At 62.0% G+C, this 21,341-nt stretch carries 19 protein-coding genes; 5 read left to right on the top strand and 14 right to left on the bottom strand.

Translation table 11 applies throughout. The annotated features are described in order from the left end of the window. Positions 1-30: 30 nt before the first annotated feature. The 7 genes from B7Y43_RS05100 to B7Y43_RS05070 form a co-directional block, all read right to left on the bottom strand. Positions 31-1,233, bottom strand: a complete 1,203-nt coding sequence (locus tag B7Y43_RS05100; RefSeq protein ID WP_374130541.1) for a class I SAM-dependent RNA methyltransferase — start codon at positions 1,231-1,233, stop codon at positions 31-33. Beyond that, complete coding sequence (locus B7Y43_RS05095; protein WP_374130540.1) at positions 1,230-2,606, bottom strand: NAD(P)H-hydrate dehydratase; 1,377 nt, start codon at positions 2,604-2,606, stop codon at positions 1,230-1,232. The genes B7Y43_RS05100 and B7Y43_RS05095 overlap by 4 nt, the downstream gene beginning before the upstream one ends. After that, on the bottom strand, positions 2,603-3,016 hold the full coding sequence (locus B7Y43_RS05090) for a hypothetical protein (protein WP_374130539.1): 414 nt from the start codon (positions 3,014-3,016) through the stop codon (positions 2,603-2,605). The genes B7Y43_RS05095 and B7Y43_RS05090 overlap by 4 nt, the downstream gene beginning before the upstream one ends. A gap of 9 nt (positions 3,017-3,025) precedes the next feature. Continuing rightward, positions 3,026-3,736, bottom strand: coding sequence for an N-formylglutamate amidohydrolase (locus B7Y43_RS05085; RefSeq protein ID WP_374130538.1), 711 nt, complete (start codon positions 3,734-3,736; stop codon positions 3,026-3,028). Positions 3,737-3,958: 222 nt separating this feature from the next. Beyond that, complete coding sequence (locus tag B7Y43_RS05080; RefSeq protein WP_374130537.1) at positions 3,959-4,789, bottom strand: 4-(cytidine 5'-diphospho)-2-C-methyl-D-erythritol kinase; 831 nt, start codon at positions 4,787-4,789, stop codon at positions 3,959-3,961. Between the two features lie 9 nt (positions 4,790-4,798). Further along, the gene (locus B7Y43_RS05075) at positions 4,799-6,370 is read right to left on the bottom strand and encodes a hypothetical protein (RefSeq protein WP_374130536.1); all 1,572 of its coding nucleotides are present in this window, start codon (positions 6,368-6,370) and stop codon (positions 4,799-4,801) included. A gap of 22 nt (positions 6,371-6,392) precedes the next feature. Next, positions 6,393-8,048, bottom strand: coding sequence for an electron transfer flavoprotein-ubiquinone oxidoreductase (locus B7Y43_RS05070; protein WP_374130535.1), 1,656 nt, complete (start codon positions 8,046-8,048; stop codon positions 6,393-6,395). 116 nt (positions 8,049-8,164) lie between these two features. Here B7Y43_RS05070 and B7Y43_RS05065 point away from each other — a divergent pair, with 116 nt between their 5' ends. From B7Y43_RS05065 to B7Y43_RS05050, 4 genes are all read left to right on the top strand, one after another. Next, positions 8,165-8,980 carry a uracil-DNA glycosylase family protein gene (locus tag B7Y43_RS05065; protein ID WP_374130534.1) on the top strand — a complete coding sequence of 272 codons (816 nt, stop codon included), beginning with the start codon at positions 8,165-8,167 and terminating at the stop codon, positions 8,978-8,980. A gap of 65 nt (positions 8,981-9,045) precedes the next feature. Next, on the top strand, positions 9,046-10,752 hold the full coding sequence (locus B7Y43_RS05060; RefSeq protein ID WP_374130635.1) for a lytic transglycosylase domain-containing protein: 1,707 nt from the start codon (positions 9,046-9,048) through the stop codon (positions 10,750-10,752). Then, on the top strand, positions 10,742-11,269 hold the full coding sequence (moaB, locus tag B7Y43_RS05055; protein WP_374130533.1) for a molybdenum cofactor biosynthesis protein B: 528 nt from the start codon (positions 10,742-10,744) through the stop codon (positions 11,267-11,269). The genes B7Y43_RS05060 and moaB overlap by 11 nt, the downstream gene beginning before the upstream one ends. 2 nt (positions 11,270-11,271) lie before the next feature. After that, entirely contained in the window at positions 11,272-11,598 is a 327-nt protein-coding gene (locus tag B7Y43_RS05050; protein WP_374130532.1) for a hypothetical protein, read from the top strand. Between the two features lie 9 nt (positions 11,599-11,607). On the opposite strand, the gene B7Y43_RS05045 is transcribed toward B7Y43_RS05050, so the two are convergent. Next, positions 11,608-11,946 (bottom strand): VOC family protein, encoded by a 339-nt coding sequence (locus B7Y43_RS05045; RefSeq protein ID WP_374130634.1) that lies wholly within the window; start codon positions 11,944-11,946, stop codon positions 11,608-11,610. A gap of 53 nt (positions 11,947-11,999) precedes the next feature. Here B7Y43_RS05045 and B7Y43_RS05040 point away from each other — a divergent pair, with 53 nt between their 5' ends. Beyond that, positions 12,000-13,076: a PA0069 family radical SAM protein gene (locus B7Y43_RS05040; RefSeq protein WP_374130531.1), complete on the top strand. Its 1,077-nt coding sequence runs from the start codon at positions 12,000-12,002 to the stop codon at positions 13,074-13,076. A 12-nt stretch (positions 13,077-13,088) separates the two neighbouring features. Here B7Y43_RS05040 and B7Y43_RS05035 read toward each other — a convergent pair whose 3' ends face one another. The 6 genes from B7Y43_RS05035 to B7Y43_RS05010 all read right to left on the bottom strand — a co-directional run bounded on the left by B7Y43_RS05035 (position 13,089) and on the right by B7Y43_RS05010 (position 21,277). Beyond that, the gene (locus B7Y43_RS05035; RefSeq protein ID WP_374130530.1) at positions 13,089-14,684 is read right to left on the bottom strand and encodes a long-chain fatty acid--CoA ligase; all 1,596 of its coding nucleotides are present in this window, start codon (positions 14,682-14,684) and stop codon (positions 13,089-13,091) included. A 16-nt stretch (positions 14,685-14,700) separates the two neighbouring features. Beyond that, positions 14,701-18,201 carry a DNA polymerase III subunit alpha gene (dnaE, locus tag B7Y43_RS05030; protein ID WP_374130529.1) on the bottom strand — a complete coding sequence of 1,167 codons (3,501 nt, stop codon included), beginning with the start codon at positions 18,199-18,201 and terminating at the stop codon, positions 14,701-14,703. Between the two features lie 70 nt (positions 18,202-18,271). Further along, entirely contained in the window at positions 18,272-18,757 is a 486-nt protein-coding gene (locus B7Y43_RS05025) for a glutathione peroxidase (protein ID WP_374130528.1), read from the bottom strand. After that, positions 18,754-19,359, bottom strand: a complete 606-nt coding sequence (locus B7Y43_RS05020; protein ID WP_374130527.1) for a GNAT family N-acetyltransferase — start codon at positions 19,357-19,359, stop codon at positions 18,754-18,756. The genes B7Y43_RS05025 and B7Y43_RS05020 overlap by 4 nt, the downstream gene beginning before the upstream one ends. Next, on the bottom strand, positions 19,360-20,034 hold the full coding sequence (locus B7Y43_RS05015; protein ID WP_374130526.1) for an ABC transporter ATP-binding protein: 675 nt from the start codon (positions 20,032-20,034) through the stop codon (positions 19,360-19,362). Then, positions 20,027-21,277, bottom strand: a complete 1,251-nt coding sequence (locus B7Y43_RS05010; RefSeq protein ID WP_374130525.1) for a lipoprotein-releasing ABC transporter permease subunit — start codon at positions 21,275-21,277, stop codon at positions 20,027-20,029. The genes B7Y43_RS05015 and B7Y43_RS05010 overlap by 8 nt, the downstream gene beginning before the upstream one ends. Positions 21,278-21,341: the final 64 nt, after the last annotated feature.

The following is a 21,341-nucleotide window of genomic DNA, read 5'->3' as shown; positions in this document are numbered from 1 at the left end:
TGGGTTGGTCCAATCCAGAGTGCTAGGCTTTTACCCCCGGTGGCTGAATTTCGCCGCGAGTTCGATATGGGTCGACCAGCGAAATTGCCCGACAGGTTGGATCCAATCGAGCTGATACCCGCCATCACAGATTGTCTTTGCATCGCGCGCAAAAGTACTGGGATTACACGAAACATAGGCAAGCACCGGTGATTTGCTCGCCGCCAACCCGTCGGCCTGTTCCTTTGCTCCGGCCCGCGGCGGATCGATCACGATGGCGTCAAAGCGGTCTAGTTCGGCGGGGGGCAGCGGTCGCCGATAAAGGTCGCGGTGATCGGCGAAGACCGGCAATTGGGCGCGGGCGCCGGCAGCCTTCAGCGCGAACAGCGCATCACGCCCAGCCTCTGCGGCATAGACTTTAGCGGCAGGCGCCAGCGCGAAGGTAAAGGTACCTAGGCCGGCAAACAAATCCGCCACTGTCTTTGCCGCCCCGACCGCTTCCCGGACGGCGGCGACCAACGCCGCCTCACCCTCTGGCGTTGCCTGCAGAAATGCCGCTGTCGGGAAGGGCACTGGCACACCGCCAAGCGTGATGGTCGCGCCAAGCGGTTCCCAACGCGTCTCAGGACCAAGGCCATTGTCGATCGCAATCCGGGCAATGCCATGCGCGCCGCCAAAAGCGGAAATCGCCTCGGCTGCATCTAGCCCTTCGGCAGCAACCCCGGTGATCAGCATATCGACGCCCTGATCGACGATGGTCAGCTGAATTTCCACCCGGCGCTTTGCCGTCATCAATCGGGCGAGCAGCACCCGCATGGGTTTCAGCAACTCGAACAGCACCGGATCCAGGATCCAGCATGATTTCAGATCGACCAGATCATGGCTGCCCGCCTGGCTGAAACCCAAAATCACCTGGTTGCCTTTGCGCTCGGCATGAAAGCTCGCGCGGCGGCGGCTGTGCGACGGGGACAGCAAGGGCGCGCGGATCTGGGTCGTCAGCCCCTGAGAGGCGAGCGCCCCTGCGATCCGATCGACGATGAACTGCGCATAGCTCTCGTCGTCGAGATGCTGGAGCTGGCACCCGCCACAGCGCGGAAAATGCTGGCAGGGCGGTGGCTGGTGATGTGGGCCGGGTAGCACTTGGCCATCGCTGGTCAGCGTATCGCCCGGCGCTGCGAGTGCCACATGGCGGCCATCTGCCGTCACCCCCTCGCCCCGCCCGGCGACGCGCACGATGATGTTTTGATCTGTCATACCCCTCCCCTGACGGCGCTGAGCGCAAAAGCAAGGTCATCGGCAATGAAAGCACCCGCGCAGCGGCGGGCGGCGGCGGCATGCAGCCAGACCCCGGCAGCGGCGGCGTCGATCGGCGGCAGGCCCGACGCCAGCATCGCCGCAATCGCACCAGCGAGCACATCGCCGGTGCCTGCCGTCGACAGCCAGCTGCTGCCCGGTTCGGCGACGATCACTCGGCCCTTTGGATCGGCAATGACGGTATCTGCACCCTTGAACACCACCACCGCGCCGCTGCGCCGCGCCGCATCCCCGGTCCGGTCGATCTTGCTGCCAACCCCTGGGCCAAACAAAGCGGCGAATTCACCGGCATGTGGCGTCAGGACCATCGGCACGCGGCGTGTGGCAAGCTGATCAACGCTCACCAGATGCAGCGCATCGCCATCGATGAGCAATTTATGGGCAGTGGATAGCGCATCCGCCAGTTTTGCCCGGGCAACCTCGTCGCGCCCAAGCCCGGGCCCAATCACCAAAGCGCCGATCCTGGGTTCGGCCAGCGTTGTCGCGCTGAGCGGCCGATGGACCAGCGCGTGCGGCCCGCCGCCCTCTCCACCCAGCACAGTGACATAGCCCGCGCCGCTGCGCAGGGCGGCAATGGCGGCAAGCAGTCCCGCACCTGCCATCGCCCCGCTGATCACCGCGACCATCCCGCGCGAAAATTTGTGCGCCGCAGGTGGCGGTGGGCCGAGCACCGGCGGTGCCAGGACCGTCGTCGTTCCCGGCAGGTCCAGGCCTAGATCAACCACATCAATCATCCCGCACAAGCTGGCCGATGGCTGGAGCAGATGGCTCAGCTTCACAGCGCCAAGTGCGACGGTGCGATCAAAGGCTGGCACCGCGCCCAGCAGCATGCCGTCATCGCTGGCAACACCACTGGGCAAATCGACCGCAATCGAGATTTCTGCTGCGGCGACGAGCCGGACCAGCGCCGCCGCAATCGCAGGATCAATTGCCCGCGTCAGTCCCGTCCCAAACAGACAATCGACCAACACCGGCGCGGGCGCAGCGTCAGCCAACGCCTCAACCGGGCCATGCCAGGCGGCACGCGCGCGGATCGCCGCATCGGTACGCGGCGCTGCAATGGCGGCAACCCGCACCGACAGCCCAGCCTCGGCCAACCGACACGCAGCGACATAACCATCGCCGCCGTTGTTGCCGGGACCACAAATGACCAAAACGCGCCGACCGTTCGCCTGCTGGGCGACGATATCCGCGACCCCAGCCCCGGCCTGCGCCATCAGATCATCAACGCTGCGGCCTGCCGCGATTGCCTGATCCTCGACGGCGCGCATTTCGGTCGCCGTGACGATCGGCAAACCGGCAATCAGCGTCATGGTGCGGGTGGCGTTGGTCGGCCAATCGTCGCAGGCAAACGATAACGATCGCCGCCCAGGGCCACTTCAATCTGGTCTTTGCCCAACACCGTCACGTGCGCCGCCTCCGCGCCGTCGGCGGCGATCACGCCGCGCCCGTCCGTCGTCACGCGGAAACGATGAAAACCGCCATCGGGATGCCGAATCGTCAATAACAGTCCCTGATCATCCGTCTCCCGCTCAACCGTGCAGGTCGCGGCAAAAACATCGCTCCCCCGCCGCGCGCAGACGATATGCGCGGGATTGTGATCAACGATCGCTTTGGGCGCGGTCGTACTGGTTGTCACCGGCGCAGAAATTGGTGTCGTCCCGTCGCAGCTGGCAAGCATCGGGACGGTCAGGCCGAACAAGAACTGGTAACGGCGGATCATCGCTCGACGCTAGGCGGACTGAATCGCTTGAGCAATGCCCGACAGAACCGGCGCAATCACGCCAGCCCAGTGGTCGACGCCGGACGGGTGATCAATCAACTCATTGCGCAGTTCAATCGCAAAGCTGGCAATGCCATTCCCCTCGCCGTGGCGATTGAGCGTCATATTCAGATCGCGACCGGAATAAGGCTGATTATCGCCCGTCACCACGCCAACACGCTGGAACGCAGCAATTGCTCGATGGGCGGCGCGGGTGTCGCGATTGTACAAAATGCCAATCTCCCACGGGCGCGGCGCACTGCCACTCTCCAGTGCGGGCGTGAAGCTGTGGATCGAGACGAGCAGGCGGGGCCGATAGCTGCCGATCATCTCGCCAAGCGCGCGATGATAGGGCGCGTGGTAGCGTGCAATCCGATCAAACCGATCCGCGCCGACATTGCCGGGAATAGAGTGGCCATCGCTGATTTCAGGCACCAAACCGGCATGATCCGGCGGCCGGTGGAAATCGATCACCAGCCGCGACACCGTCGCCAGGATTGCTGGTGCGCCGAGCTGCGCCGCCAGCGCGCGCGTTATTGACGCAGCGCCAATGTCGATGGCGATATGTTTGTCGAGTAAGGCAGCGGCAATCCCCAGGTCGATGCCGGGCGGCACGCTGTTGGACGCGTGGTCGCAAATCAGCAAAATCGGGCCATGGCCGGCGATGATTTCTGGCGTCATGGCACCGCGATCAGCAAGGAGGGAGTCTGGCGAAGGGTGGCGATGCGATCGCCACCCTTCGGCCCTGATAATGCCCGGGGAAACGGGGACCATCCACGGACGCGGCGCTCAAGGCGACGGACCCGCTCACCCCTCAACGCAGCAAGGATCGGGCCAAACCCGGATTGCCGTTGATTGGGGCCAACACCGTCGCGCATAGTCCCAAAACGACACACAAAACTGTCACGCCAGTGCCGATTCGAGACACCACCAACCCGGCTGGGCCAGGGCAATAGTTGCGGCGGCGGCCTGCCGCGCTGCCACCGTTTCGAACAGGGCAAAACAGGTCGCCCCCGATCCCGACATTCGAGCGAGCATCACCCCTGGCTGCGCCTGCAACAGCGCCACGACGTCGCCAATCACTGGCGCCAGCGCGCGGGCCGGTGGCTCCAGATCATTTCGGCCAGCCATCGCGCGGGCAAGCAGATCGCCGGGGCCAATGCCGCCGCGATCCACACCGTCCCAGGCCCGAAATACCGGCCCCGTCGAAACGGCAACGCCGGGGTTCACCAGCAGCACGGGTGTGTCGACCAGCCCCGCCACCGGGTCCAGTTGTTCGCCCTTGCCAGTGCCAACCGCGCTCCGCCCGAGCAGGCAGGCCGGCACGTCGGCGCCCAGCGCTTCGGCAATCGTAAACAGCGCGGGGTCGTCAGCTGCCATGCCGGTCAATCTGGCAAGCGCCCGCAAGGTCGCCGCTGCGTCTGCTGATCCGCCGCCAATGCCCGAAGCAACCGGCAAATGCTTGTCGAGCAAAATATCCAACGGCCCCGGATCGCCAAATCGCGCCGAAAACAGCGATGCCGCGCGCAGGACCAGATTATCGCCCTCACCCGCCAAGGCAGCAGCAAAAGGCCCTGTCACGCTAAACCGGGTCTCATCGGCACGGTTCAGGGTAATTGTGTCGCCATGCTGCAGAAAGGCAAACAGCGTCTCAAGTTCGTGATAGCCATCCGGGCGCTTGCAGCGGACATGCAGGGCGAGGTTAATCTTGGCCGGAGCGCATTCGACAATCATGATGGGATCTCAGCGGGCGACAAGGCCGTTGGCAATTTTGGCGACGATCCGATCGGCATCGGCGTCTTTGGCGAGCAGCGCTGCTGCCTGCCAAGCGTAACGGGCTTCATAGCGCCGCCCGGCCTTCCAATAGACGTCGCCAAGATGCTCATTAATGGCGCTGTTGGCAGGCTCCCCTTTTGCTGCCGTTTCCAGCAAGGGAAGGGCGCGCATCGTTTCGCCCTGGAGGAAATAGGCCCAGGCGAGCGAATCAAGGATCGACAAATCCTGTGGCCGCAGCATGCTGGCGCGCTCCAGCAGCTTCCCCGCCACGCTCAGGTCGCCGCCATGTTCTAACAAGCCATAGCCAAGATAGTTAAGCGCAACCGCTTCGTCAGGGGCAAGCGCCACGGCCTTTTCAAGCATCGTTTTGGCCAGCGGCCATTTCCCGGCACGGTCCAGCGCGCTGCCCAACTGCAGGTACAGCACCCAATCCGCAGCTGCCCGGTCGCGATCGATGGCCCGTTGATAGGCACCAACAGCGGCCTCTGCACGCCCTGCTTCGATCAACAAATCAGCATAACGGCGGAAATCGCTGATCGTGGCGCTGGGTGCCTCCGCAAGCGCGGCGGCAGCGGCAAGCGCGGCACTGGCATCACCGGATTTGTGCAGCAGCTCAACCCGTTCGGCTTCCGCGACCTGGTAAAACGCATTACCCGGCGCGATCGCGGTAAGGACGGTGAGTGCATGGTCCGGCGCATTGTCACGCGCCAAAGCGCTGGCGAGCAGCAAGCGCACCCGATCATTGCCTGGGTCTATCCGCAGCGCCGCCCGCGCGATCACAATCAACAAGCGCGACGCTTCGCCATCGTTAAGGTCGCTCGCCAGGCGGGTGAGGAGATAGGAAATGCCCAGCGCCGTGCTGGCCGCACGCCCTGCCCCCAAATTGTTCCGCACCGCCACGACGGAGGGATCATTGCCAACAAGCAGTAATCGTGCGGCGTCAGGCTGGCCAGCTTTGGCAAATAACTGGGCGGCGGTAATGCGCAAATCGACTTGATTGCCATCGGCACGCAGCAGCACGGCGAGCAGATCATTGGCCTCCGCCGTCTTGCCAGCAGCAATCAGCATCAGCGCCCGGCTTTCCTGCGCATAACGCCGGGCAATTGCGTTCGTCCCAGCGGCATCAAGCGCTGCCATTGCTGCCTTGGGATTATCAAACGCCGCCCAAGCGCGGAACGACGGCACAAGAAAGCTCAGCGCACCCGTCTTCACCCGCTCAATCGCGGACTGTGTCGCGGTTGCATCCCCGGCAAGGCCAGCTTCAGCGAGCGCGAGAATCGCCGCGTCGCCCGGGGCCATGTCAGCCCGTTCCAGCACGGAACGCGCGCGGTTGAGCAAGGTGAAGTCACCCGCCGAAACCGCGACACGATAGGCGCGTATCGCAATCACCGCATCATCAGGCGCTGCCATCAAGGCGAGAGCATAGCCATCTGCCGCCATGCCCACCTTGCCATCGGAATCAGCAGCACGCGCGCGGAGATACGCGGACAGGACCTGTGGATTGCTCTCCGCCAGTGCTGGCATTGGCGCACCGAACATCAGCACACCAATGGCTAGAAGCTTACATGTTCGGATAGGTAGGCCCTCCGCCGCCTTCAGGGACAACCCAATTGATATTCTGGGTTGGGTCCTTGATGTCGCAGGTTTTGCAATGAACGCAATTCTGCGCGTTGATCACGAACTTTGGATCACCCGTTTCCTCACCCACCACTTCATAGACACCGGCCGGGCAATAACGCTGGGCGGGCTCGTCATACATGGGCAGATTATAGGCGATCGGAACCGACGGGTCCTTAAGCTGAAGATGGACCGGCTGGTCCTCCTCATGATTGGTGTTCGACAAGAACACCGAGGAAAGCCGATCGAAGCTGAAGATACCATCGGGCTTCGGGTAATCGATCTTGGGCACCAGGTCTTTGCGCCATATCTCTTCGTGATTGGCGTGATGGCCAAGCGTGAAGGGCATTTTCACGCCCCAGCTTTCCAGCCACATCGTTGCCGTCGCCAAAGCGGCGCCCGCCAACATCCCGAACTTCTCGATCAGCGGCAGCGCATTGCGGACCACCGACAATTCCTTGTGAACCCAGCTTTTTTCAAAAGCGGCCGGATAGGCAGTCAGCTGATCACTGGTGCGGCCTTCGGCAATGGCAGCAAAGGCGGCTTCAGCGGCCATCATGCCCGATTTCATCGCCGTATGGCTGCCCTTGATGCGCGGCACGTTCAGGAAGCCTGCCGAGCAGCCGATCAGCGCGCCGCCGGGAAAGATCAGCTTGGGTATGGCCTGCAAGCCGCCATCGCTGATCGCCCGCGCGCCATAAGATACGCGCTTGCCGCCCTTCAGAATTGCTGCAATCGACGGGTGAGTCTTCCAGCGTTGCATCTCCTGAAACGGCGAAAGATGCGGATTGCTATAGCTCAGCCACGTGACCAGCCCCAAGGCAACCTGGCCATTGGCCTGATGATAAAGGAATGCGCCGCCATTGGCGTTGTCATTCAGCGGCCATCCTTGCGTGTGGAGCACCCGACCGGGGACATGATTTTCGGGCGCGATGTCCCACAGTTCCTTGATGCCGATGCCGTAGACCTGCGGCTCACTGTCCTTGGCAAGATCAAACTGGCGGATCAGCTGTTTGGACAGGTGCCCGCGCACGCCTTCAGCGAAGAAGGTGTATTTGGCGTGCAGCTCAAGACCCGGCTGATAGTCGCCCTTGTGCGTGCCGTCACGGGCGATCCCCATATCGCCGGTCGCAACGCCCTTTACCGACCCATCGTCGTTGAAAAGAACTTCGGCCGCCGCAAAGCCAGGGAAAATTTCAACGCCTAGCCCCTCTGCCTGTTCGGCGAGCCAGCGGCATAAATTGCCAAGGCTGCCGGTATAGGTGCCGTGATTGTTGAGGAAAGCGGGGAGCAGCCAGTGCGGCACCTCGCGGTGACCCTTTTCGGTAAGGATCCAGTGGTGGTTTTCGGTGACCGGTGTCTCTGCCATCGGGCAGCCCGTTTCGCGCCAATCGGGCAGCAATTCATCAAGCGCAATTGGATCGACCACTGCGCCAGACAAGATATGCGCGCCGATCTCCGCCCCTTTTTCCAGAACGCAGACTGAAATCTCGCTGTCTTGCGCGCTGGCCAGCTGTTTCAATCGGATCGCTGCTGCCAGGCCGGCCGGCCCGCCACCAACAATCACAACATCATACGGCATTGACTCGCGTTCACTCATGATCGTCTCCATCAGGGACGCCACCGGGGCCTGTCGTCGCGTTCCGGCAACGTCCTGTCCATTCACGCGTGCCCGCGAATTGACCGCGCCGTCAACCGCGACTTTATGGAATTATCATGGGGGCAGAACAAAAATTCGATTGGGCGACAAGCGCGGCAAGCACACTGGACTGGTGGCGCGAGGCCGGCGTCGACACCATGATCGCCGAAGAGCCCCGTAACTGGCTTGCCCCCGCGCCTGTCCCATTGGCTGTCGCTGCTGCTGTCCGCGCGCCAGCTTTAGCGGCCGGAGACTCATCTGCCGTTCGCCAACCCGTCCAAGCCAATGGCGCCGCCGCGCCCATTATGCCCGCGCGCGCCTTGCCCCCGATGCCGACAACACTCGCCGCCTTCGATGCCTGGCGACGGGGGCCTGATGCGCCCGATGCCGATTGGCCGGGCCGCCATATTTTTGCCCAAGGATCATCGCAGCCGAAGCTGGCGGTCATTGTCGAAATGCCCGAGCGTGAAGATGGCGAGGCCGACATGTTGCTCAGCGGCGTGGTCGGCAAGCTGTTCGACCGGATGCTCGCCGCCATTGGTCACGACCGAACCACTATCCTGCTCCTCCCCATGTGTACCGCGCGGCCCAGCACCGGCAGAATCCCGGCTGAGTCGCTGGCCGCGCTTGAGGCAACGCTGCGGCATCATGTGATGCTGGCCGCGCCAGAACGGGTTTTGTTGTTCGGCAATGCGGTCAGCCGTGCGCTGATCGGGGCAGACATTGCCGAAAGTCGCGGGACTTTACGGACAGTTAACCAGGAAGATAGACAACAGGCATCGTCGATTCAGGCCGTTGCGAGCTATCATCCGCGATTCTTGCTCGAACGCCCGGCCGCCAAGGCTGAGGCCTGGAAAGATTTACTGTTGCTGATCCAGGGGATCGATGCGTGAAAAAGTTACTCCTGCCGGCCCTTTCATTGTTCGCGCTGCCGGTAACGTTGGCGACGACGCCTGCCATGGCCGGCGAAGTGCCCAACCTGGCAACCAGTGGCAATGGCATTCCGGCGCAGCTCGATGACGGCCAGCGCTCCGGCTATCGTGCGGTTTTCCAGGCGATCCGCGACGGCAAATGGATCGACGCCCGATTGCAGCTCGCGACGATGAAGCCTGGACCGCTCCATTCGATTGCCCTCGCCGAACTATTTACCGTCAAGGGGTCGCCCCGCACGACCGCCGACGATCTCAGCAAGCTGCTCGCCGATGCCCCTGAATTGCCGCAGGCGGAACAGCTGGCCCGTATGGCCAAAGCGCGCGGCATGACCGAACTCCCGAGCCTGCCCTACACGCAGGCGCTCAGCTGGACTGGCGGCGCCCCCGTGCGGGCGCGCGCGAAAAGTCTGAAAAGCGACCAGATCGCTGCCGATCTCGCCATCAAGATGCAACCGCTGATCAAGGAAGATCGCGGCGTCGAGGCCCAGGCCTTGTTAGAGGCGACCTCAGGCCTGTCCCCTGACGGGCTGACCGAATGGCAACAAAAGGTCGCCTGGGTCTATTTTGTTGCCGGTGATGACGCCAACGCCCGAGTGATGGGCCAAAAGGCCAGCCAGGGCAGCGGCGACTGGGCAATTCAGGGCCAATGGGTGGAAGCGCTGGCCGCATGGCGTGAACGAGATTGCGCTGGCGCGGCCGACTCCTTCAGTCGCGTGGCGAGCCGATCAACCGATATCGAACTGCGCGCGGCCGGGCTGTTCTGGGCATCGCGCGCGGATATGGCCTGTGGCCGCCCCGATCGGATCGAAGCCCGGTTAAAAGGCGCAGCGCAATATGATGAAACATTTTACGGCCTGCTTGCCCGCCAAACATTGGGCATCCGCACCCCCGTCAGCCGCCCGAACGAAGCCCGGATCGCCGCCGATTGGCAGCTGCTTGGCCGTCGGCCCAATCTCCGCGTTGCCGCCGCTTTAGTCGAAATTGACGAAGATGTTCTGGCCGATGATGTGATGAAGCGGCAGGCTCGGATCGGCGATGCAAACGAATTTGCCGGGCTGCTCCGGTTGGCGGGCGCCTTTAATCTGCCGTCTACGCAAATCTGGCTGGCGCATAATGCGCCTGCCGGCACGACACCGTCGGTGGAGGCGCGTTACCCAGCGCCCAATTGGACGCCCGATGGCGGCTGGCGGGTCGATAAGGCGCTGGTTTATGCGCATACGCTGCAGGAATCGGCGTTCCGCACCAATGTTGTCAGTGCCGCTGGTGCCTATGGCCTGATGCAGGTCCGCCCCGGTGCGGCGTCCGACATGGCCCGCCAGCGCGGATCACGCGCGGATCGCGCCGCCCTCACCCGCCCGTCTACCAATATCGAGATTGGCCAATCCTATCTTGAATGGCTGCGCGACCAGCCGGCAACGCGTGGCCTGCTGCCCAAAGTGATCGCGGCTTACAATGCCGGTGCTGTCCCGGTCGAGGCATGGAACACAATTGTCAAGGATGGCGGCGATCCGCTGCTGTACATCGAATCCATCCCCTATTGGGAAACGCGCGGCTATGTGGTGACGGTGCTGCGCAATTACTGGGTATATGAACGCGAAGGCGGCAAGGTGGCATCGCCCAGCCGCGCCGCGCTCGCTCAGGGTCTTTGGCCGCGTTTTCCTGGCCTGCCTGGTGCCCCGTCGGTCCGGATCACGGCAAAAATCACGCCAACGATGACGGCCAGTGCCAATTGACGAAACGGCAGCTTTCCTGCCGGTCCAGATCGCCGTCCTGACGGTTTCCGATACCAGAAGCCTGGCTGATGACCGATCGGGCGACATGCTAGTCGCGCGTCTGCTTGCAGCAGGGCATGAGCTCGCCGATCGCCAGATCGTGAAGGATGATGTGCCGACAATCGTCGCAACGCTTACCCAGTGGATCGACGATCCTTCCGTGGACTGCATCATCACCACCGGTGGCACGGGCGTCACTGGACGCGACGTGACCCCGGAGGCAATCGAACAGGTGCAGGACAAGCCCATTCCGGGCTTTGGCGAGCTATTTCGATGGCTGAGCTATCAGACGATCGGCACATCAACGGTGCAATCGCGGGCATGCGCCTGCGTCACCCGCGGCACCTATATCTTTGCGCTGCCCGGATCGACCGGCGCGGTAAAAGACGGTTGGGACGGCATTCTGGCAAGCCAGCTCGACAGCCGCCACAAGCCCTGCAATTTTGTCGAATTGATGCCGCGCCTGCTGGAGCGGTGAAGGTGAACCAGCCGATCCCGCGCGCTGGCCGACCCTGGATTATCGGCTTTCTGATCGTCGTGGGTGCCGCAGTTATTTTCTATGCAGGCATTTTTCTGGGCCGCCAACAGACTGTTTCTGAACAGCCTAGAACACGCGCGCTCGGCATCGCCCGCGCATCGCCGAAACCACTCGTCCGCAACGTCTACTCGCCGTCGATCATCTCGGATCCGTATTTCCTCGACGAGCAGCGAAAACTGGTCGAAGCGCTCGAGCGCTCGTGCCAATTCCAACGTCAGAATTGCGAGACCGCCCGAAAGGCCCGCGCCGCTCTCAATGCGCTGAAATAGCCGTCGCGCTCAACCATCAGCCTGCATCGCCGCGAGTTCATGCCCGGCAGAATCACGAAAATGGAAGCGCCGTCCGCCGGGGAAGGCGAAGATGGGTACGGTGATCTCACCTCCCGCCGCACGGACCTTGGCCTCGCACGCTTCCAAATCATCGACTTCGATCACGGGTAATGCAGCCGCCGTCTTTTCCGCAGGATCGGCATCCAGGCCGATGTCTGTGTCCCCGCTCGTGGTCGCGGCATAGCTCGGGCCAAAATCCGTAAAATCCCAACCGAACGCAGCGGCATAAAATGCCTTTGCTGACGCAAGATCGCTGACCGGCAATTCGAGATAGGTGAGACGAGCCATCATATCCTCCACTTAGTTCTTGATATGTTCTACAGATATCTCCACCAAGGGCAATGGCCAATCATGCACGCCCCGCGCGCGGCGCAACCCATAATGAGGTCAGCCAACGCTTCAATCTGCCCCAATCGGCGGCGGATGGCGACTGGCTCGATGCCCGCGAAGCAATCGATGGCGCGCCGCCGAAGCTGCGCACGACGGTGACGGTCGAGGTGCCACGGACGATCATCTCCAGAAACAGCTCGCCCGACATCCCGTTTGATCGCTCGATCAATCCCTATCGAGGCTGCGAGCATGGCTGCATTTACTGCTTCGCCAGGCCAAGCCATGCCTTTCTCGATCTGTCGCCAGGGCTTGATTTTGAAACGCGGCTGTTTGCCAAGCCAAATGCGCCCGCCTTGCTCACGGCCGAAATCGGCAAGCGCGGCTATAGCGTCGCGCCAATTGCGTTTGGTACCAATACCGATGCCTATCAGCCGATCGAACGCGAATGGCGGATCATGCGCGGTTGCCTGGAAGTGTTGGCGGTGACCAACCATCCATTGACGATCACCACCAAATCAGATCGCGTCGTTCGCGATATCGATCTCTTGGCGCCCATGGCAGCAAAGCAACTGGTCGCGGTTGCCATCTCGATCACCTCGCTCAATCCGAAACTAGCGATGACAATCGAACCGCGCGCGCCCAGCCCCGCCAAGCGGATCGCAGCCATAAAGGCGCTCGCGGCGGCCGGCATCCCAGTCTATGTCTCAGTCTCCCCGGTCATCCCGGCGATCACCGATCACGAGATCGAACATATTCTGGCGCGCGCTGCCGACGCCGGCGCGCAAGGGGCCTTTTTCCTGCCAGTGCGGCTGCCCTGGGAAGTCGCGCCGCTGTTCAAGGCGTGGCTGGAGGCGCATTTCCCCGATCGGGCCGCCAAGGTAATGGCGACCATCCGCGACATCCGGGGCGGGCGCGATAACGACCCCAATTTCCACACGCGCTTTCGCGGGCAAGGGCCTTGGGGACAGTTATTGCGCACCCGTTTCCAGATTGCCTGCCGCAAACACCAGCTTGATCGGGGACAGGTCGCGCTGCGCACCGATCTGTTCCGGCCACCGGCAGGCGCGCAAGGTCAGCTTTTCGACTAGGCGGCGCAATTCCTAGGCAACGCTCGCCAACCGATGGTCCTTATACTGCGCCCGCAGCGCCGTTTTGAGCAGCTTGCCGGTAGCGGTGTGCGGCAGGTCGTCGACGAACAGGATTTCATCGGGCAGCCACCATTTGGCGACATGGGCCGCCAGATGGGCGTTGATTTCGGCTGGCGACACATCGCTGCCCGCCTTGCGCACCACCAGCAGCAGCGGGCGCTCATCCCATTTGGGATGATAGATGCCGATTGCCGCCGCTTCAGCGACGCCCGGACAGCCAACTGCCGCATTTTCCAGATCGACCGAGCTGATCCATTCGCCGCCCGATTTGATCACGTCCTTGGCGCGATCGGTAATCTGCATGGTGCCATCGGGATGGATGACCGCGACATCGCCGGTATCAAACCAGTTTTCCGCGTCGACGCAGTCAGCCTCGGCCTTGAAATAGCGTTTGATGACCCAGGGCCCGCGAATCTGCAGCCGACCCGAGCTCGCGCCATCGCGGGGTTGCTCCACGTCATCATCATCGACCACGCGTAGCTCGACCCCAAAGGGAATCTGCCCTTGCTTGCAGACCATGTCGAGCTGTTCGCCCAGGCTCAACTCATCCCAATGCGGCGGCGGGGCCCCGGCCGTGCCAATCGGTGACGTCTCGGTCATGCCCCACAGATGCGCGACCCGCGCGCCCATCCCCATGATCCGCTCAATCATTGCGCGGGGGGCAGCCGATCCGCCGATCGTCACTTGTTTCAGATAGCGCGGCGCTTCGCCCGTGGCATCAATATGCTGGAACATCGACAGCCACACTGTCGGCACGCCGGCTGAATGCGTGACCTTTTCCTGGTTCATCAACCGGCACAGCACGGCGGCATCATTGACACAGGCATAGACGAATTTCGCGCCAGATAGCGCCCCGGCAAAGGGCAGCCCCCAGGCGGCGGCGTGGAACATCGGCACCACCGGTAAGATCACGGCTTGCGACGATATGTTCAACAGCCAGGGGGACACCCCGGCCATGGCATGGATCATCGTTGATCGATGCTCATACAACACGCCCTTGGGGTTACCCGTCGTGCCGCTGGTATAGCAAAGCATGCAGGGATCGCGCTCTGGCCCCTCATGCCATTGATAATGGCCGTCCTCCAGCGCGATGATGCCTTCAAAGCTGGTCGGCCCTTCACCATCGAAGCAGATATACTGCTCGATGCTGGTCCATTGCGATTTCAGCCGATCGACCAGCGGCTGAAACTGCTTGTCATAGAGCAGCACGCGGTCTTCGGCATGATTGGCGATATACACCAGCTGTTCGTCGAACAGCCGGGGATTAAGGGTGTGGATCACCCCGCCCATGCCGATCGCGCCATACCAGGCGGCAAGGTGGCGGCTATGGTTCATGGCCAGGGTCGCAATCCGGTCGCCGGGATTCATGCCCATTTTTACAAGCGCTTGTGCTAGTTTCTTGGCATCCCGTGCGATGCCCGCCCAGCTCGTCCGCGTCTCATGACCATCGGCCCAATAGGTGACGATCTCGCGCCCGCCATGTTCACGTGCCGCATGGTCCAGCAAGCGCGGTACCCGCAGCTCAAAATCCTGCATTCCACCTAACATGTGGGGTCTCTCCCTTTTACCCGACCAGTGCGAGCCGCTTTGTCTCAGCGGTCTTCAGCGCCACCTCAGCAATACCCTGCATTGTCTCGATCCGGGTCGCAAGCTCACCATCGAGCAAAAAGTCACGGCCGAGCAGCAGCAATGCTTCGCCACCGTCGGGCAAGGCGGCCTTGAGATAAACCTCGCCCCGCGCGCCCCGCGCCTCGGCCAGCAACGCGCCTAGCTCGCCAATCGCGCGCGGATCATCGACAGCAATCTCCATCACCATTCGGGCGGTGTTCGCCAAATCCTCAAACGCCTGCAAGCGCTTGACGGTGACGCGCGGGGTCTCTTCGCCCGGCCGGCGATCCAATTCGACCGTGGCGATGCCGCAGCCGCCGCTGCGGGCTGCCTCTTCGAGGTCCGCCGCGACAGTGTCGTCAAAGCAGGTCGCCGCAAACTGGCCAGAAGCATCGGACAGCATGGCCATCAAATAGCGCCGCCCCTTGGCCGATGTCCGCCATTTCGTATCTTCGACCAGCACCGCCATCGTCGCGCCGGCGCGCGTGCCGTCATCGGGAATATCGAGCTCTCCCAGCCCGACATAGCTGCGCGCGCCATGCATCTTGGCAAGATGACGATGACGATCGACCGGATGCGCGGAAAAATAAAAGCCGAACGCCTCTTTCTCCTGATCCATCCGCTGCGCCAGCGTCCAGCGTGCAGAGAGAGGGAGCTGGATCGAGGCGCCCGATGACGGCTCGCTCTCACCGAACAGCCCGCCCTGTCCGCTGATCCGCTGATCGTGCAGCCGTGCAGCGACGGCCAGGATCGTCTCTGCGCTGGCATAAATGCCCGCCCGATTGGGATCGATACTGTCAAAAGCACCCGCCGCCGCCAGCGTTTCCAGCTGGCGCTTGTTCATCAGGCGGGGATCAACGCGGGTAGCGAGATCGTCAAGCGACGCGAAAGGCCCATTTTCAAGACGTTCGACGACAAGGCGTTCCATCGCCCCTTCCCCGACCGATTTCAGCGCGGCAAGGGCATAGCGGACTCCAAGTCCCGCGCCTGCATCGGCCGGGATCTCCTCAACCGTGAACTCAGCGTCGCTGGCGTTGATGCACGGCGGCAATATCTTCACGCCCATGCGCCGCATATCATCGGTGAACACGCCAAGCTTGTCGGTCAGCGTCATGTCAAAACACATCGAGGCCGCGAAGAAATCTTCCGGGTAATGCGCTTTCAGCCAAGCGGTCTGATAGGCCAGCAACGCATAGGCCGCAGCGTGTGATTTATTGAAACCATAGCCCGCGAATTTGTCGATCAAATCGAACAGCTCATTCGCCTTGGCGGCCGGAATGTTGTTCACCCGCGCGCAGCCCTCGACAAAGGTCGCGCGCTGCGCGTCCATCTCGGCCTGGTTCTTCTTGCCCATCGCGCGCCGCAGCAAATCGGCGCCGCCCAGCGAATAGCCGGCCAGCACCTGCGCGGCCTGCATCACCTGTTCCTGATAGACGAAAATGCCATAGGTTTCCGCCAGGATCGTCTCGAGCAGCGGGTGCGGATAATCGATCGCCTCGGTGCCATTCTTGCGGCGGCCAAAGCTGGGGATATTGTCCATTGGGCCTGGGCGGTAGAGCGAGACGAGCGCGATGATGTCGCCAAAATTGGAAGGGCGGACGGCACTCAGCGTGCGGCGCATGCCTTCGGATTCGAGCTGGAACACACCGACCGTGTCGCCCTTTTGCAGCAGTTTGTAGACGCCCTCGTCATCCCATTCGAGCGTGTCGAGATCGATGACAATGTTGCGCTTGGCGAGCATCTGGATCGCCTTTTGCAGCACCGACAGTGTCTTGAGCCCGAGAAAGTCGAACTTTACCAACCCCGCCGCCTCGACATATTTCATGTCGAACTGGGTGACCGGCATGTCGGAGCGTGGATCGCGATACAGCGGCACCAAGGCTGCGAGGGGACGATCACCGATCACCACACCGGCGGCATGGGTCGAGGAGTGGCGCGGCAACCCTTCCAGCTTCATCGCCAGATCAAGCAAATGCCTGACGCCGCTGTCGGTGCGATATTCCGCCGCGAGCTCCGATACACCATTCAGCGCCCGGTCGAGCGTCCATGGATCGGTCGGGTGATTGGGGACGAGCTTGGCGAGGCGATCGACCTGACCATAGCTCATCTGCAGCACGCGGCCCGTGTCCTTCAGCACCGCGCGCGCCTTTAGCCGTCCAAAGGTGATGATCTGCGCGACATGGTCCGAGCCATATTTAGCCTGGACATAGCGGATCACTTCCTCACGCCGGGTTTCGCAGAAATCGATGTCGAAATCGGGCATCGACACGCGTTCGGGGTTGAGAAAACGTTCGAACAGCAGCCCGAGCTTCATCGGATCGAGATCGGTGATCGTCAGCGACCAGGCAACCACTGAACCCGCGCCCGAACCACGGCCAGGACCGACCGGGATATCGTTTTCCTTGGCCCATTTGATGAAATCGGCGACGATCAGGAAATAGCCAGGAAAGCCCATCTTAATGATGACGTCGAGCTCGAACTCCAGCCGGTCACGATAGGCTTGCTGCCAGTTCTCGCCCTCTCCCTTGATCCGCTCCAGCCGCTTTTCGAGCCCGGCGCGGGCGTCGACGCGCAGCGCTTCCTCCTCGGCATCGCGATCACCGGCAAGGCTGGGCAGGATCGGCTTGCGCTTGGGGGCGGCAATCGCGCAGCGCTGCGCCACCACCAGCGTGTTGGCGATCGCCTCGGGCAGATCGTCGAACAGCTGGCGCATGTCCTTGGCTGGCTTCATCCACGCATCAGGCGAGCTTTTCGGCCGATCATCGCTGGCGATATAGGTGGAATTGGCAATGCACAGCATCGCGTCATGCGCCTCGCCGAAACTTTGCTCGGCAAAGCAGCAGGGGTTGGTCGCGACGATCGGCAGATTTCGATCATAAGCGAGATCGAGCAAGGATGCCTCGGCCCGCCCTTCGATCTCGTCGAGTCGACGGGTCAACTCGATATAGAGCCGGTCCGGGAACAGCGCCTGGAGACGATCGGCATAGGCCAGCGCATGATCCGGCTGGTCCTCAGCGAATAACCGAGTGAGCCCGCCTTCCCGGCCGGCGGTAAGCGCGATCAGACCGTCACTATGGCCCTGAAGCGCTGCAAAATCGACATGCGGGGCCAGTTCGAGCGGTCGCGCCAGATGGGCCTGCGAAACCAGCGCGCATAGATTTTGGTAACCGACCTCATCCTGCGCATAGAGCGCCAGCCAGTCGAGCGGAGTCGCCACGCCTTCGGGCAAATCGGGCCGTGCAACGCCGATCATCGCACCGATGATTGGTTGCACCCCCGCATCCCGCGCCGCATCGGCAAAGGCCATGGCGGCGTAAAGGCCATTCCGATCGGTGAGCGCTGCTGCAGGAAAGCCTAGCTCCCGCGCGCGCTTGGCGATCGCCTTGGGTTCGATCGCGCCGTCGAGCATCGTGAACGAGGAAAAGATGCGGAGCGGGACGAAACCAGAATGGGTCATGCGGGCAACTATGCGGGCTTATGACGATTCGCGAAACTGTCATGAAGCAAGCGGCTGTGGATAAACTCGATCAACCAGCGAGCAGCGCTTCAATGTCTTTTTCGATCTCTTCAGGCGTGGTTTGTGGGCCATAGCGCGTCACCTTCGCACCGCTGCGATCGACCAGGAATTTGGTGAAATTCCATTTGATCCCGCGCGATCCCATCAGGCCGGGCGCAGCGTCTTTCAATCGATCGAACAGCGGATCAGCACCGGAGCCGTTGACGTCAATCTTGGCGAACACCGGGAAGGTCACGTCATAATTGACGGTGCAGAATTCAGCGATTTCAGCAGCATCGCCCGGCTCCTGCGACCCAAACTGATTGCACGGGAAGCCAAGCACCTCAAAACCCTGCGCCGCATATTTCCGGTGCAGCGCTTCCAGACCCTTATACTGCGGGGTGAAACCGCATTTCGATGCGGTGTTGACGATCAGCAGCACCTTGCCGGCATAGGACGAGAGATCGACCGGCTTACCATCGGCGCCTTTGACCTGAAAATCGGTGATGGCGGTCATGCTACCCTCTCATGTCGCTTGAGCAAATATTGGAGATTCATCTTCACGCCCGACCATTCGCTGGCAATGATCGAATAGACGACCAGGTCGCGAATGCGTCCGTCAGTGGTTTGATGGTTGCGCAGCAGGCCATCGCGCTTTGCCCCCAGCCGCTCGATTGCCAGCTGGGACCGCTTGTTGAACCAGTCGGTGCGGATCTGGACGACATTGCAGTCCATCGTTTCAAACGCATGGGTCAGCAGCAGTAGTTTCGCCTCGGTGTTGACACCGGTGCGCTGCACCGATTGCGCATAGAAAGTGCCGCCGATTTCCAGCCGGCGATGCACCGCGTTCATCCGCATAAAGCGCGTCATGCCCACAACCCGGCCTGCCGCTTCCACTGCAAACGGCATTGCCCGGCCAAAATCGCGTTCCGCAAATACTGCCGCCATGTAGGCGTCCGGATCGCGCAGACTGGAAACATTAGTGAAGAACAATTCGGTAATCGCCCCGTCAGCGGCCGCTGCAACGACAGCGTCCCGGTCATCCATCACCAAAGGACGGAGCGTTACGTGGTTGCCGACCAAATGCGGCGCGGCTCTCCAAGCGTCGGCTGCGGCCATTTAGCCCAACCTTCCCTCATGCAGCCGGACCACCCGGTCCATCCGCATTGCCAACCGCTCATTATGGGTGGCGATCAGCGCTGAAGAGCCCTCTTCGCGCACCAGTCGCAGCAACTCGGCCATCACGATATCGGCAGTGGCTTCGTCCAGATTGCCGGTCGGTTCATCGGCCAGCACCAGCGCCGGCTTATTGGCCAGCGCGCGGGCGACCGCCACCCGCTGCTGTTCGCCGCCGGATAGCTGGCTGGGGCGGTGCGTCAGCCGATGACCGAGCCCAAGCGCGGTGAGCAGCGTGGTCGCGCGCAATTCTGCCTGGGGACGCGTTTCCCCATGGATCAGCAATGGCAGCACGACATTTTCGGTCGCGTTGAAATCGGGCAGCAGATGGTGGAACTGATAGACAAAGCCCAGAAAATCACGCCGCACCAGCGTGCGGCCATGACTATCAAGCCGCGCTGCTTCAGTGCCCGCAATCCGTATCGATCCGCCAAAGCCGCCTTCAAGCAGGCCGACCGCCTGGAGCAGCGTCGATTTGCCTGATCCCGATGGGCCCAACAGCCCAACGATCTCGCCCTTGGCGACCGTAATGTCGATCCCACGCAGAACATGGATCGTCTCGTCGCCCTGAACAAAGCTGCGCGTCAGGCCCGCGGTTTGCAGCACGGGATCACTCATAACGCAGCACCTGGACTGGATCGGTATTGGCCGCCTTGAAGGCGGGATAAAGCGTGGCGAGAAAGCTCAGCACCAGCGCCATGGCGGCAATCACGACAATCTCGACAGGATTGGGCTTTGATGGCAGCTCCGTCAGGAACCGGATCGACGGGTCCCAGAGATTTTGCCCCGTTACCTTCTGGATGAACCAGACGACATCCTGCCGGAAAAACAGGAAGACAAAACCGAGCACCAAGCCGGCGACCATCCCCAGCGCGCCGATTGTGGTGCCAACCACCATGAAAATCTTGATCAACCCGCCCCGCGTCGCCCCCATCGTCCGCAAAATCGCAATGTCACGCGTCTTGGCGCGGACCAGCATGATCAGGGAGGACAAAATGTTGAACACCGCGACGAGGATGATGATCGACAGCACCGTGAACATCGCGATCCGTTCAACCTCCAGCGCTTCGAACAATTGCGCATTGAGCTGACGCCAATCCGCCACCAATCCGCGGCTGCCGACCCGGGCGGCAAAGGGGGCAATGATCGTTCCGACCTGATCGGCGTTGACGGTATCAAGTTCAACCACGCCAACCGCGTCGCCCATCAACAGCAAGGATTGTGCGTCACCCAGCGGCATGATCACATAGGCCTTGTCATAATCATACACGCCAATCTCGAAAATGGCGCCGATCGTATAGGAGACGATCCGCGGCACCGTCCCAAAGGGCGTTGTCTGGCCTTGCGGGCTCAATAGCGAAATCTGGCTGCCAACCTGCGCGCCTAGCGCCTCCGCCAGCCGCGATCCGATGCCAATCCGGCCGCTGCCCGGTGTCAGACTGGCAAGCGAACCGCTCAATTCCTTGCCCTTTAACGTGGCATTCGAGCGGATATCTGGAACGCGCATCCCGCGCACCAAAATTGCCTCCACCCGGCCATTATAGGTGGCCATCAATGGCTGCTCGATCAGCGGGGTCGCCTGGGTAATCCCCGGGGTCTCGCGCGCCTGGGCGACGATCTCCCGCCAGTCGGGCAAGCGCCCGCCATAGCCCTGCACCACCGCATGGCCATTCAGCCCGACGATCTTGTCGAACAGCTCTGCGCGAAAGCCGTTCATCACGCTCATCACGATGACCAAGGCGGCAACGCCAAGCATCACCGCGGCCAGGCTGATCCCGGCAACAAGAAAGATAAACCCTTCCCCCTTGCCGGGTAAAAGATAGCGGCGCGCGATCATCCGTTCATAGCGCGAAAGGAGCATAGTGTGCGGTCCCAAGCCCCCGCCCGGAATTGGGCAATCGCCCATCTAGGGTGCCGCCATGGCG

Source organism: Sphingomonas sp. 28-62-20 (assembly GCF_002281505.1).
This window is presented reverse-complemented; position numbering and strand designations above follow the sequence as displayed.

What these genes read in the sequence shown, in the direction of transcription:
- B7Y43_RS05100 (WP_374130541.1), bottom strand. Translation starts at nt 1,233, where the DNA reads ATGACAGATCAAAACATCATCGTGCGCGTCGCCGGGCGGGGCGAGGGG.
- B7Y43_RS05095 (WP_374130540.1), bottom strand. Translation starts at nt 2,606, where the DNA reads ATGACGCTGATTGCCGGTTTGCCGATCGTCACGGCGACCGAAATGCGC.
- B7Y43_RS05090 (WP_374130539.1), bottom strand. Translation starts at nt 3,016, where the DNA reads ATGATCCGCCGTTACCAGTTCTTGTTCGGCCTGACCGTCCCGATGCTT.
- B7Y43_RS05085 (WP_374130538.1), bottom strand. Translation starts at nt 3,736, where the DNA reads ATGACGCCAGAAATCATCGCCGGCCATGGCCCGATTTTGCTGATTTGC.
- B7Y43_RS05080 (WP_374130537.1), bottom strand. Translation starts at nt 4,789, where the DNA reads ATGATTGTCGAATGCGCTCCGGCCAAGATTAACCTCGCCCTGCATGTC.
- B7Y43_RS05075 (WP_374130536.1), bottom strand. Translation starts at nt 6,370, where the DNA reads ATGTTCGGTGCGCCAATGCCAGCACTGGCGGAGAGCAATCCACAGGTC.
- B7Y43_RS05070 (WP_374130535.1), bottom strand. Translation starts at nt 8,048, where the DNA reads ATGAGTGAACGCGAGTCAATGCCGTATGATGTTGTGATTGTTGGTGGC.
- B7Y43_RS05065 (WP_374130534.1), top strand. Translation starts at nt 8,165, where the DNA reads ATGGGGGCAGAACAAAAATTCGATTGGGCGACAAGCGCGGCAAGCACA.
- B7Y43_RS05060 (WP_374130635.1), top strand. Translation starts at nt 9,046, where the DNA reads ATGGCCGGCGAAGTGCCCAACCTGGCAACCAGTGGCAATGGCATTCCG.
- B7Y43_RS05045 (WP_374130634.1), bottom strand. Translation starts at nt 11,946, where the DNA reads ATGGCTCGTCTCACCTATCTCGAATTGCCGGTCAGCGATCTTGCGTCA.
- B7Y43_RS05040 (WP_374130531.1), top strand. Translation starts at nt 12,000, where the DNA reads ATGGCCAATCATGCACGCCCCGCGCGCGGCGCAACCCATAATGAGGTC.
- B7Y43_RS05035 (WP_374130530.1), bottom strand. Translation starts at nt 14,684, where the DNA reads ATGTTAGGTGGAATGCAGGATTTTGAGCTGCGGGTACCGCGCTTGCTG.
- dnaE (WP_374130529.1), bottom strand. Translation starts at nt 18,201, where the DNA reads ATGACCCATTCTGGTTTCGTCCCGCTCCGCATCTTTTCCTCGTTCACG.
- B7Y43_RS05025 (WP_374130528.1), bottom strand. Translation starts at nt 18,757, where the DNA reads ATGACCGCCATCACCGATTTTCAGGTCAAAGGCGCCGATGGTAAGCCG.
- B7Y43_RS05020 (WP_374130527.1), bottom strand. Translation starts at nt 19,359, where the DNA reads ATGGCCGCAGCCGACGCTTGGAGAGCCGCGCCGCATTTGGTCGGCAAC.
- B7Y43_RS05015 (WP_374130526.1), bottom strand. Translation starts at nt 20,034, where the DNA reads ATGAGTGATCCCGTGCTGCAAACCGCGGGCCTGACGCGCAGCTTTGTT.
- B7Y43_RS05010 (WP_374130525.1), bottom strand. Translation starts at nt 21,277, where the DNA reads ATGCTCCTTTCGCGCTATGAACGGATGATCGCGCGCCGCTATCTTTTA.